This is a genomic window from Sphingomonas sp. PAMC 26621, from assembly GCF_000251145.1.
In the GTDB taxonomy this organism is placed as follows: Bacteria; Pseudomonadota; Alphaproteobacteria; order Sphingomonadales; family Sphingomonadaceae; genus Sphingomonas.
On the sequence record NZ_AIDW01000022.1, the window covers coordinates 106,144 to 118,804 of the forward strand.

Below are 12,661 nucleotides of genomic sequence, written 5' to 3' on the forward strand. Positions count from 1 at the left end.
GAAGCCCCATAACTTGCCCTTAGAACCGGCCGCTCACCTCCACGCCGTAGACCCGTGGCTCACCCCGGATGTAGGTCGGGATCCCGAAGCCGCCGCCGGTGTTGCCCGCATCGATCAGATACTTGCGGTCAAGCAGGTTGCGCGCGAAACCGCCGATCGAATAGCGCCCGTCCGCCAATTCGACGCCGGCGCGGATGTTGGCCAGCGCATAGGCACCCTGGCTGATCGCGGGGTTGTTGGGCAGCTCGAAGAACTGGCTGCTCTGATACGTCGCGGACGGCGTAGCGTAGAAGGTCACCCGCTGTACCGGCACCCGGATCGTCGCCCCGCCCGAGGCGGTATATTGCGGCTGCAACCGGAAGCGATCACCCGAGAAGACGCCGTAGCTCGCGTTATTGGCGATCTTGCCGTCGACATAGGCGAAGTTGCCGAACAGCTGGACGAACCGCCCGAGCTTGAGATTGCCCTCGGCCTCGACGCCGGGGTTGCGCGCCTTGCCCGCGCTCTGCGTGGTGGTGCGGCCGCTGCTGTCGGTCACGCTGACCTGGAAGCCGTTATAGGTCTGATAGAACACCCCGACAGACCCGTTGAACGGCCCCACCGTGCCCTTGATTCCGCCTTCGTAATTCCACACCACTTCCTCGGGCACGATCTGCAGGTTGGGGATCACCCCCGCCGCCGAATTCATCGCCGCCAGCTGAACGACCGGCGAGCGCCGCCCCTTGCTGATCGTCGCGTAGAGATTGATGTCGCTGGTCACGCGGTACAGCGCGTTGAAGCGCGGCAGGATCGCCTGGAAGCTGCGCACCGCGGTGAACAGTTGCCCCCCGGTGCTGACGGTCGGCAGCAAGGGAACCCCGCCCAGGACCGACTTGGGCTGGACCGAGCTGTAGCCCGACTTGCGCTGCTCGATTAGCACGCGCGCGCCTGCGGTCAGTTCGAGCCTGGGGGTCGGGATCCAGGTCCCGTCGGCAAACACCGAATAGGTGTCGTTGGTCCCGTAATTGCTGAAGACCGAGGCGTAGGGAATTTGCGTTGCCGCGCCGCGGGTCAGGATGCCGGTGGTGCGAGTCGCGGGGATCGTCCCGTTGGGCAGTACGCACCCTGCCCCGCTCGGGATTCCGGCGGCCGCCAGCGCGGTGCGCGTGGCAGCGGGCAAGGCACCCGCGCAGGTCAGGTCGTCCCTTCCTCGGTCGAAAAGGGAACGCGCTGCAGATTGTTCTCGAAGAAGGCGTTCCAGCCGAACGACGCACGGTATGTGTCGCCGGTGAAGTTGAAGCGGCCTTCGTGGCTCCACTGGTCGCCGCGCGCGTCCTCGCCGAATTCGAGATACCAGGCGGGCCCGCCGTCCGCGTCGAACACTTCGTTGCTGTTGAACTTGCGATAGCCGTTGACGGTCGTGAAGGTCACCCCGGGGGCGAGCTCCGCGACGACGGTCAGGTTCGCGTCATAGACATCGCGCTTGAGCCCGAGCTTGCGGGCGCCCAGCACGCTTTCGCTGAACGGCGAACCCGACAGTTCGGCGTAGCTGTAATCGCCGCCATTGCCGCCGGTCGGTGCCTGCGCCCGCGAGCGGAAGGCGGTGCCCGGGTTGCGCTGGCCGTCATAGCTCAGCACGAGATTGGCGGTCAGCCGGTCGGTCGGTGCCCAACGCAGCGAACCGCGGATGCCGCGCTGGTCCTGTCCGTTGAGATCGTCCTGATTGACCTTGCCCTGGTTCTGGTTAGGCACCTTGGGGTCGCCCGCGATGTTGCGGACGAACCCGTCGTGATATTTGTACGCAAACGCGACGCGCGCGGCGAGCGTGTCGTTGCCGACGTTGAGGAAGCCCGACGCCTGCCCGCGATTGTAATTGCCGTAGGTGCCGATCAGCTGCGCAGACGTCCCGGCGCGCGCCGGCGCGGAGATGAGGTTGACCGCGCCGACGGCGGAAGCGGTGCCGAACAGCGTCGCCTGCGGCCCCTTGACCACTTCGATCCGCTCGAGATCGTAAAGATCCTGATACGCGCCGCGCGTCCGCGAAATATCGACCCCGTTCGCATAAAGCGAAACGCGCGCACCCTGCTGCGACGACCCGCTGTCCGACGTGATCCCGCGAATGACGAAGCCTGGATTGTTGGCGCTCTGCTCCTGAATCCGCAGCCCCGGAATATAAAGCGCGACTTCGGCAAGCGAATTGACCCCCAGCTCCGCCATCCGCGCGCCGGTGACTGCGCTGACCGTGATGGGAACGTCCTGGATCCGTTGCTCGCGCTTTTGCGCGGTCACGACGATGTCGCCGCCTTCGGCGGTCGGCTCGCTCGGTTGCACGGTTGCCTGCGCGATCGCGGTCGACGAACAGCAGCCGAGCAGGATTGCACTCGTTACAAAGGTAATATGGTTACGCATCAAGGACCCCCAGTTTCGTGTTGCGCCGCAATATGGAGGGGATGCGTCGAACGCGTGGCTGAACCGTTACGGTTTCGTTACAACCTGCGGGAATTACGTGTACTGTTGTTTTAATACACTTGAAGCGACGGAGGATCGGCGGCATTTATCGTCCGCGTAAGTGGGAGACTGACCGATGGCGACGACTGCACCGACTGATACGGATGCCGCGGCGTCCGGGCTGGTCCTCACGCCCCCCGATCCCGTTCCCGTGCTCGCGCCCGAAAAGGCGATCGGGCTCGTGCCCGTAGAAGATGGCGTCCGCAGCAAGTTGCAGGACAAGGTCGCGGGCTTCGTCGACGATCTCGTCGCGCAGGACGTCAACTCCCCCGAATTCGGCAAGCGCGTCGACGCGATCGCCGCGATGGGCCAGAAGGAAATCCGCGCCGCAGCCGAGCAGTCTAACCGCTTCCTCGACCGTCCGGTCAAGGCGATGGACGGCGAGACCGGAGTCGGTGCCGACCTGACGGAACTCCGCCGCACGATCGAAAAGCTCGACCCCTCAACCAACAGCAAGCTGATCTCGAGCCGGGGCATCATGTCCAAGCTGTTCGGCGGCGGACTCAACACCTATTTCGACAAATACCGCTCCTCGCAGTCGCACATTTCGGCGATCCTCAAGACGCTCGCGCGCGGCAAGGACGAGCTGCTGATGGACAATGCCGCGATCGATACCGAGCGCAGCAACCTGTGGACCGCGATGGGGCGGCTCGAGCAGATGATCGTGCTGTCGAAGGAAATGGACGCACGGCTCGAGGACAAGGCGAACGACCTCGACCATAGCGACCCCGCCAAGGCCAAGGCGATCCGCGAGAGCGCGCTGTTCTACGTGCGCCAGCGGACGCAGGATCTGCTCACGCAGATGGCGGTGACGGTCCAGGGGTATCTCGCGCTCGACCTCGTCAAGAAGAACAATGTCGAGCTGATCAAGGGCGTCGACCGCGCCTCGACCACCACCGTGTCCGCGCTGCGCACTGCGGTGACGGTCGCGCAGGCGCTCGCCAACCAGCGGCTCGTGCTCGACCAGATCACCGCGCTCAACACCACCACCGCCAACATCATCGATGCGACCGGCAAGCTGCTCAAGTCGCAGACAGCGACGATCCACGAGCAGGCCGCCGCCTCGACCATCCCGGTCGAGACGCTCCAGCGCGCGTTCCAGAACATCTATGACACTATGGATGCGATCGACTCGTTCAAGCTCAAGGCGCTGGATTCGATGAAGACCACGGTCGGCACGCTGTCGAACGAGGTCGAGAAGTCGAAGGGCTATATCGCGCGTGCCGAAGGTGCCGCGCAAAACCGGCTGTCCGGCCCGGGCGACACGTTCAAGCTTGAGGCGGAGTAAGCCGATGACCGACGTCGATCGCCAGGTAGCGCGCGCGGGCGAGGTTCTCGACCGAACCCGCGCGGCGCGCGCGCTCCAGCGCGGACGGCGGCGTGCGGCGACCGGCATCGCGAAGCGGGTCGGCTATGCCGCAGCAGCGGATCTGGCGATCCTGGTCGTGGCGGTCACGCTCGGATGGTTCATTCCGCTCGGCATGGGCGGCGCGTTGCTCGTCTTCGCGGTGATGGCGGTCGTGACCGCGACCCTGCTGTTCGCCAGCCTGACACCGCAGGTTCGCGCCGAACAGTTGACTGCGGTGCCGCTAAAGACCCTACCGCGAATGACCGAGCAATGGCTCGAGACACAGCGTGCCCTGCTCCCTGCCCCCGCGCAAACGCTGGTCGACGGGATCGGTGTCCGGCTCGAGGCGCTCGCGCCGCAACTCGCCACGCTGGACGAGCAGCAACCCGCCGCGACCGAAGTCCGCAAGCTCGTCGGCGAGCAATTGCCCGAACTGATCCGCGATTATGCCAAGGTTCCCGCCGGTTTGCGCACGGTCGAGCGCAACGGGCGGACCCCCGACGCGCAGCTTGCCGACGGCCTTCGCCTGATCGACGAGGAGATTTCGCAAATGTCCGCGCAACTGGCGCAGGGCGATCTCGACCTGCTGGAAACGCGCGGTCGCTTTCTCGAGATCAAATACCGGGACTGACGTGTCTGCCGATCCGTTACCCTGAAGCGACCCGGCTTCGGACGGCTTGGCGACCGGACAAAAAAATACCGCCGTCCCGAAGGACGGCGGTACCATTAGACGTTGGTCTTACGCTTAGGCGTAGGTGACCTTGGTCGACTTGCGCTGGTACGAACGCAGGCCGAAACCGATCATGCCGAAGCCGACCAGCATCATGCCCCACGTTGCGGGCTCCGGCACTGCAGCGACCGAAACGGTGTACGAACCGCCGTTGTCACCGAACTGGTCGTCCAGCACGCCGAACGACAGCAGGCTCGCCTGCGACAGGCCGGTGTTCAGCACGAAGCTGTAGGTGTTGTTCGCGCTGTACGTCGGCACGACACCGCCGAAGATCGAGTTCGAAACAGCCTTCAGCGCCGCGCCGTTTGCCGCGAAGCCGAGCTGGTACAGACCCGAGTTACGGTTCTGCGTAGAAACCGAATAGAAGGCGTCGTTCACGGCAGCGCCGTTCGAGAAGCCCGTGCCGCTGACGGTCACGCGAACCAGACCCGAGAAAGCCTCGGTGGTTGCAACGCCGGTCGGCGCGGTGAACGGAACGTTGATCGGCGTGGCGGCGAATGCCGGCGCTGCGGTGGCGAGCAGTGCAACCGTCGCTGCGCTCAAGATCTTCTTCATAATGGGAACCCTTTTCCTCTGATCACCCGGGGGGGGGCATGAGCACTGGTTAACAAGAGTCGTGCCAACCGCGGATTTCCGCCACTTTCTATAATGCAATGCAGCAAAACGTCCGGATCTGTGATCAGGAGCGGCAGGGCGCCTTGCTGCGCCGACCGGCGTCGAACAGGTTCGGGGTCACACAAAATGGTCGCGGGCAATGGCACTGTAATTGGTGTAACCGGTACCGACAGGTCGCCTGCGATCGTAGTCGCGCCAAGTGGACAACGCGCGGTTTCCTTCTTTTTTCAAGAAAGATAGGGCCAACACCTGCCAAGTCGGGAAACGATCCTCCGTCCCCGGACAGGAATTTCCACCAAAAGGATTGTAGACTTTTCACGACTTTGCCTTGCCCCGAAACGACCGTGCCGACGAACGGGATCGCCCTCGGGCCCGCCTTGCGCACGCCTCGCCGATCGGCTATGCGCGCTCCCTTCCGACGAGACATCGCTGGGATCTGCGGGAGGCGGCTCTTTATGGAGGCGTCGCTAGAACCGCTAAACTTGAACCGGGCACGGCACCCTCGCGGCGCCCGCGCCCCATGACAGAGTGAGACCGCCTTATGGCAAAGAAGATTACAGGCTACATCAAGCTTCAGGTGCCGGCCGGCAAGGCCAACCCGTCGCCCCCGATCGGTCCTGCGCTGGGTCAGCGCGGCGTCAACATCATGGAATTCTGCAAGGCGTTCAACGCGTCGACCGGTGACCAGGAAGTCGGCACGCCGCTCCCCACCGTCATCACCGTTTATGCCGACCGCAGCTTCTCGTTCGAGACCAAGACGCCGCCGGCGACGTTCCTGATCAAGAAGGCCGCTGGCCTCAAGTCGGGCTCGAAGGAGCCGGGCAAGACCGTTGCCGGCAAGATCAAGCGCTCGCAGCTTTCGGAAATCGCGACCGCGAAGATGAAGGATCTCAACGCCAACGATATCGACGCGGCAACCCGCATCATCGAAGGCTCCGCCCGCGCAATGGGCCTCGAAGTGGTGGAGGGCTGAGATCATGGCAAAGCTGACCAAGAAGGCAAAAACGCTCGGCACCGCGATCAACAGCGAGAAGCTGTACGGCATCGACGAGGCAATCGCGCTCGCCAAGACCCACGCAACGTCGAAGTTCGACGAGACGATCGAAGTCGCGATGAACCTCGGCGTCGATCCGCGTCACGCCGACCAGATGGTCCGTGGCGTCGTCACGCTGCCCAAGGGCACCGGCAAGACGGTTCGCGTCGGCGTGTTCGCCAAGGGTGCCAAGGCTGACGAAGCCCGCGCCGCTGGTGCAGACGTCGTCGGGGCGGAAGACCTGATGGAAATCGTCCAGGGTGGCACGATCGATTTCGATCGCTGCATCGCGACCCCGGACATGATGGGCGTCGTCGGTCGCCTCGGTAAGGTTCTCGGTCCCAAGGGCCTGATGCCGAACCCGAAGCTCGGCACGGTCACGATGAACGTCGCGGAAGCGGTCAAGGCAGCCAAGGGCGGCCAGATCGAATATCGCGTCGAGAAGGCCGGGATCATCCACTCGGGCATCGGCAAGGCATCGTTCACGAACGAAGACCTGCGCGCGAACTTCGATGCGCTGGTCGACGCCATCGTCAAGGCCAAGCCGACGGGCGCCAAGGGCAAGTATGTCCGCAAGGTTGCCGTCAGCTCGACCATGGGCGCCGGCATCAAGGTCGACACCGCCGAGGTTTCGGCGGCGTAAGCCTTCGCTCGACGAACGGAATGCAAAAGGGCCGGGGGAAACCCCGGCCCTTTTTCTTTGCGCGGTGGCGACGCGCCGTCGTCATTGCCTTCCACCCGTCCATCATCTTGGCGCAGGCTCGGATCAATACGGCTGACGGTGCCGCGGGTCCGCGTCGCGCGATAACGGATACCGGTCTTCGCGAGAATGACCGATAGGGGGACGACGTCACGGGTGGCGCGCGCGGGGCTGCGCGGTTCCGACGCCATCGTTCCCCGTTCGTCGTCTTTCCCGACGCATGAAGGCGCTTATCCCGGCAGCGGCAGGCCTACGCATCCATTGCAAAGTGACAACGTAACGCATCAGGCAGGCGTACCGGATCCCACGATACCGAAGGAGCCTGCGACGATAGCGACGGTCGGCCGGATTGAGCGTCACCGCCTTTGCCAATTGCGCGACGGCAGCCGTTCGTTCGCCCTGCCGCCACAGCAAGAGCGCATACCAGTACCGCAGATGACCAACGCCTGACTCGGCAGCCACGACCTCCTCAGCGACTGCGCAGGCTTCGGACCCCTCCCCCGCACTGGCTAGCGCTTCGGCGAACGGGACGAGGTAGATCGGTAGACGGTTCACCTTGGCCACGAGCTCGCGGTGGACCGCCAGGGCCTCTGCATGATTGCCGGCCCGCGTCAGCACGCGGGCAAGACTGAGCATACCAAGATCTAGCGTAGGGTTCGCGGCCCGCGCACTACGCGCGAGCGCGATTGCGGTGCGCGGACGAACGTCCGGTTGCCGTTCGGCCAGTGCCCCCAGATAGACCCCGCTACGCGAACGCCTCGCCCTGATTTCTCCTGCCATCGTGCGCGCATCGAACCGTTCGTGGATCATGTCGCTAAGGATCGCACCCAGAAGGCCGATCTCGGCCAGAAAGGTGGTGGCTGGATGCTGACAATATGGCACTGGCAGCAATTGCACGGATACTTCCGCGGCGATGTGAGCGGCATGGCGTCGATCATGAGCTTGATGCGGATCGTAAACGAGTAAGCTCTCCGCCGAGCAGCGAAGCGGCCCGTTCAGGGCACTCAACCAACGGATGCGATGCGCATCCTGTCCCCAGCGGTTCTCCCATGGCGCGATGGCCGGATCGATCGACCATTGCGGCGACAGCGCGAAAACCGCATCCGCTCCGACGGCTTCGGCAAGCCGCAGGGCCGCATAGCCGCCCATGCTGGAGCCGTATGCGACTCTGCGCTGCGCGCTCGCGGTTGCGGTCCGCACAACCGCAGCCGCCTCGAATACATCACTATATTGGTACCAGTCGTTGCCACGACCAAGGATGTGGATCGCGGATATTCCGCTGGCCCGTAGAAAGGACTCGCCGAACCCTTCTCGATCGTGCCCCTGTCCGATGTTGTAATGATCGAAGGTGATGACCCATCGATCGCAGCCCGCAACCGGAACCTGCCGAACGAGGAGTGTGTCGCTGCGGTAGATTTGTTCGGACACCCCCCGGCCTCCCCCTTATCGGCTATCTGATTCTGGCCATTACTATCGTATTTCTGGAACGCACGAAACGGTTGGCATGCTTCGCGTTCCGGAAAGCGGTTCGATCAGGGACCACCCGATTTGGCTACACTGTAACTCATCCATTGCATGCGATCATGGCGCGACTCGATCTCGATCAATCATCTTTCACGGAACCTAGCCGCGCCGCATTCGTCGTCTGCCCGAACCCCCAAGAAGGCTCCCTACATGGCAGATTTCGACACGGTCACCGGCAACGGTGGCGAGACGCATCAGCAGGCGCAAGGCGATGCGCCGGTCCTGACGACCAACCACGGTGTCCCCGTTTCCGACAACCAGAACAGCCTCAAGAGCGGTTCGCGCGGCCCCACGCTGCTCGAGGACTTCGTCCTGCGCGAGAAGATCTTCCACTTCGACCATGAGCGGATCCCCGAGCGGATCGTCCACGCGCGTGGTTCGGGCGCACACGGCTATTTCGAAGCGACCGACGACATTTCGGACCTGTCGCGCGCGGCAGTGTTCAAGAAGGGCGAGAAGACCGAACTCTTCGCACGCTTCTCGACCGTCGCCGGCGGCGCAGGCTCGGTCGACACCCCGCGCGACGTGCGCGGCTTCGCGGTCAAGTTCTATACGACCGAGGGCAATTGGGATCTCGTCGGCAACAACATCCCGGTGTTCTTCATCCAGGACGCAATCAAGTTCCCCGACCTGATCCATTCGGTGAAGATGGAAGCCGACCGCGCCTATCCGCAGGCCGGCAGCGCACACGACACGTTTTGGGACTGGGCATCGCTGATGCCGGAAGCAACCCACATGCTGATGTGGGCGATGTCGGACCGCACCCTGCCGCGCTCGCTGCGGATGATGGAAGGCTTCGGCGTCCACACCTTCCGCCTCGTCAACGCCGAGGGCAACAGCAGCTTCGTCAAGTTCCACTGGAAGCCCAAGCTCGGCCTTCAGTCGACGATCTGGGACGAGACGCTCAAGCTCCAGGCCGCCGATAACGACTATCATCGCCGCGACCTGTTCGAGGCGATCGACAGCGGCGATTTCCCCGAGTGGGAACTCGGCATCCAGGTGTTCGACCAGGCGTTTGCCGAAGCGCAGCCGTATGACGTGCTCGATTCGACCAAGCTGATCCCGGAAGAGGACGTGCCGGTGCGGATCATCGGGCGAATGGTGCTCGACCGAAACGTCGACAACTTCTTCGCCGAGACCGAGCAGGTCGCCTTCCTGCCGACCAACGTCGTGCCGGGGATCGATTTCTCGAACGATCCGCTGCTCCAGGGTCGCCTGTTCAGCTATCTCGACACGCAGAAGTCGCGTCTGGGGACGACCAACTTCCACCAGATCCCGATCAACAGCCCGCGTTCGCCGGCCGGCAACTTCCAGCGTGACGGGATGATGCAGACCAAGGTCCCCAAGGGCCGGGCGAACTACGAGCCCAACAGCCTTGCCGCGCACGGCGAGGATGGCGGCCCGCGTGAGAGCGCAACCAAGGGCTATGTCACGACCAACGCCGCGACCGGCGACAACGAGACGGGCGACAAGCTCCGTGTCCGTTCGGAACTGTTCGCGGATCACTACAGCCAGGCACGGCTGTTCTTCCATTCGGCGACCGAAAACGAGCAGGCGCATATCGCGTCGTCGTTCGTGTTCGAGCTGTCGAAGGTCGGCCTGCTCGATCAGGTCCCGCCGCGGCTGGTCGCCAATCTGCGCAACGTCGATGAGGGTCTCGCGCAGCGTGTCGCGGACGGTCTCAACATCGATTTGCCCGAAAAGGCGAAGGCCGCGCGCGAGCCGGTCGACATGAAGCGTTCGGACGCATTGTCGATCCAGAAGAACATGAAGGAGACGCTGGAAGGCCGCGTCGTCGGCATCCTGATCGCGGACGGCACCGACGCCGCCGAGCTCGACGCGCTGGTCGCGTCGATCAAGGACGCCAAGGGCAAGGCCGTGCTGGTCGCCCCCAAGGTCGGCGGCGCAACGCTGTCGGACGGCAGCAAGCGCAAGGCCGACGGCCAGCTCGCCGGTACGCCGTCGCAGATCTTCGACGCCGTCGCGATCGCGCTGTCGGCCGAGGGTTGCGCGATGCTGCTCAAGCAGGGCGCGGCGGTCCAGTTCGCGATGGACGCGTTCGGGCATCTCAAGGCGGTCGGTGCGAGCGCAGCGGCGCAGCCGTTGCTCGACAAGGCCGGCGTCGAGAAGGACGAAGGCGTGACCGATCTGGGCGCGGGCTTCGCGAGGGCAGCGGCGAAGCGCTTCTGGGCGCGCGAGCCTAGCGTGCGCGATCTCGCCTGATTGCTGAGGCGATAGGGTAATGGAAAAGGCCCGGTGCGATTTGCACCGGGCCTTTTTCGTGGTTTATCGCCGTCACGGACTGTAGATATTTGCCTAGGCCATGAACTTATAATGCAGTCGTTCCGCCTCCAGCCAATGGCGGTCACAGACGAAGTAGTCCAGCATCGCACGTCATATCTGGGGCTCTGACCTTCGCAAAGCCACCCATTCATCCCTCCAGGCGCATGTGACCGACCGATGTGAAACAGGGGTAAGGACAGAACCAAAGTAATTTAGGAGAACGCAGATTCGCGGTGGAAACCGCGAAGTAGCAGTCTGCGCTTTACCGGGATATCATTTTGCTCCCAATGAACACGATCCGAAGCCCTACGATTATAGCGTCCCGCGCGGCTGGATTGCCCGATGGGTGTACGACATATTGAAGATCCGGCTGAAGCCGCAAATAGGGCGTTACTTGGTCCGAGTAGGTGGCCTCGACGCCAGTCTCCCCATGCGACAAGGTGAACTGAGCATCAGCGGAATTGGCCCTATAGCGTTCCGACAGTTGGCCCCGATTGATACCGATCGAGAACTGGCTGTTTGGCCTGGATGGGAAGACCTTGCCGACGAGCGTTCCGAATTGCCAGCCGCCGCGAAATGGTGTCGTCGCTCCGTCGGAAAGGCCGATGCGCGCAAACAGACTGATGGCCGGCCCACGCGCAGTGCTTGAAGTCACTGGCTGGTCGATCAGCAGGTAGGCACCTTCAGAAACTGCCTTCGCGGGTAAGCCATTGGCCCCGATCAGGCGAATATCTTCCTGCCGCTTGGTGTAGCGCCAATAGCCAACCGCAACCTTGCCATGCCCCGTCCAGCCGGCCTCCCCGATCAATAAAGCTCCCTCGCGCATGCGCCAATCGACGCCGCCCGGATCGCCCAGAACTCCCGACTTGGCATCGACGACGGCACCCTTGACGTATCCGTGTGCGCCCAGCGTGACGCGGAGCCGCGCGGTCAAAGCGGTAGACGGAAAGATCGACGGCCCGTTAGGCCCGGTTGCGGCAAGTTCGGACCCAATGCCGAATGCCGGTGCCAGCAAGACCCCAGCGGAATCGTCCTGGTAGAAATCGGCATTGAGATCCGCCAGGCCAAGCAGCAGCGCCGCCTTGCCGCCAAACAGGTCCTGCTCGATCCATGCCTGGTAAAGCTTGGTCCGATTTCGGCCGACCTCGATATTGTCGACGCCTTGCAATGTGCCAGCCAAGCCATTGGGATCACCACCCCGATTGTCGAGCACATGGAGTTTGACCCGCGCGCCACGCCACGCCAGCAGCGTACCCAGATCGACAACTGCGACTACATCGAGATTGGTCAGAACGCGCACGCCCGTGCCAGCCGCCCCACGCACGACACCGTTGACGTCGCCGGTCAGCCGAGAGCTGAGCACGACCGAAGGCGGCGCGTCCTCTCCAAACGCCGGTACCGCACCACCAATAGTTAGCGATGCCGCGAGAAGCTGCATTATCCGAGTTTGCAGATTGTAAAGCATTTGGTCCTGTCTGAAGGACCGATTGGACGAGGCGCTTGGGGTCGTGCATTAACGACTGATACCAAGACTCTCTGATCAGGACCGATGGGCCCACGACCGCAGTCCGATGGACATGATGCGCCACGGCTGATCGGTGAGGCGGTTCCAGGCGAAGCAGCAATGGTCGAGGATGTCGTCGTAGGATTTGAAGATGCGGTTCGACAGCCAGTTGTCGCGCATGAACTGCCAGACGTTTTCGACCGGGTTGAGCTCGGGGCATTTTGCCGGCAGCGGCAGCAGCGTGATGTTGGCCGGGACGATCAGCCCCGCCGAGAGATGCCAGCCTGCCTGGTCAAGTATCAGCACGGCATGGGCGCCGGGCGTCACGGCGGCGGATATCTCGGCGAGGTGCAGCGTCATCCCTTCGGTATTGCAGCGCGGGAGCACCAGGGCCGCTCCCTTGCCCTCGGCTGGGCAGATGGCGCCGTAGATGTAGG

9 protein-coding genes and 1 pseudogene are annotated in these 12,661 nt (G+C 63.5%); 5 read left to right on the forward strand and 5 right to left on the reverse strand.

Annotation, left to right across the window (positions count from 1 at the left end; translation table 11 throughout):
• Positions 1–19: 19 nt before the first annotated feature.
• Positions 20–2,388, reverse strand: a pseudogene (locus RI03_RS25365) (TonB-dependent receptor).
• Positions 2,389–2,563: 175 nt separating this feature from the next.
• On the opposite strand from RI03_RS25365, the gene RI03_RS13255 reads away from it, so the two are divergent.
• Positions 2,564–3,775: a toxic anion resistance protein gene (locus tag RI03_RS13255; RefSeq protein ID WP_010160409.1), complete on the forward strand. Its 1,212-nt coding sequence runs from the start codon at positions 2,564–2,566 to the stop codon at positions 3,773–3,775.
• A gap of 4 nt (positions 3,776–3,779) precedes the next feature.
• Positions 3,780–4,466: a hypothetical protein gene (locus RI03_RS13260; protein WP_010217906.1), complete on the forward strand. Its 687-nt coding sequence runs from the start codon at positions 3,780–3,782 to the stop codon at positions 4,464–4,466.
• A gap of 114 nt (positions 4,467–4,580) precedes the next feature.
• On the opposite strand, the gene RI03_RS13265 is transcribed toward RI03_RS13260, so the two are convergent.
• The gene (locus RI03_RS13265) at positions 4,581–5,120 is read right to left on the reverse strand and encodes a PEPxxWA-CTERM sorting domain-containing protein (protein ID WP_010217907.1); all 540 of its coding nucleotides are present in this window, start codon (positions 5,118–5,120) and stop codon (positions 4,581–4,583) included.
• 601 nt (positions 5,121–5,721) lie between these two features.
• On the opposite strand from RI03_RS13265, the gene rplK reads away from it, so the two are divergent.
• Both rplK and rplA read left to right on the forward strand, forming a co-directional pair.
• Entirely contained in the window at positions 5,722–6,153 is a 432-nt protein-coding gene (gene rplK / locus RI03_RS13270; protein WP_010160412.1) for a 50S ribosomal protein L11, read from the forward strand.
• Between the two features lie 4 nt (positions 6,154–6,157).
• Positions 6,158–6,856, forward strand: coding sequence for a 50S ribosomal protein L1 (gene rplA, locus RI03_RS13275; RefSeq protein WP_010160414.1), 699 nt, complete (start codon positions 6,158–6,160; stop codon positions 6,854–6,856).
• Between the two features lie 207 nt (positions 6,857–7,063).
• On the opposite strand, the gene RI03_RS13280 is transcribed toward rplA, so the two are convergent.
• On the reverse strand, positions 7,064–8,341 hold the full coding sequence (locus tag RI03_RS13280; RefSeq protein WP_010217908.1) for a hypothetical protein: 1,278 nt from the start codon (positions 8,339–8,341) through the stop codon (positions 7,064–7,066).
• 246 nt (positions 8,342–8,587) lie between these two features.
• Here RI03_RS13280 and RI03_RS13285 point away from each other — a divergent pair, with 246 nt between their 5' ends.
• On the forward strand, positions 8,588–10,660 hold the full coding sequence (locus tag RI03_RS13285; protein WP_010217909.1) for a catalase: 2,073 nt from the start codon (positions 8,588–8,590) through the stop codon (positions 10,658–10,660).
• A 322-nt stretch (positions 10,661–10,982) separates the two neighbouring features.
• On the opposite strand, the gene RI03_RS13290 is transcribed toward RI03_RS13285, so the two are convergent.
• Both RI03_RS13290 and RI03_RS13295 read right to left on the reverse strand, forming a co-directional pair.
• Complete coding sequence (locus RI03_RS13290; RefSeq protein ID WP_238542362.1) at positions 10,983–12,185, reverse strand: carbohydrate porin; 1,203 nt, start codon at positions 12,183–12,185, stop codon at positions 10,983–10,985.
• 75 nt (positions 12,186–12,260) lie between these two features.
• A partial coding sequence (locus RI03_RS13295) for an IS630 family transposase (protein ID WP_010217911.1) occupies positions 12,261–12,661 on the reverse strand: 401 nt, incomplete at its 5' end.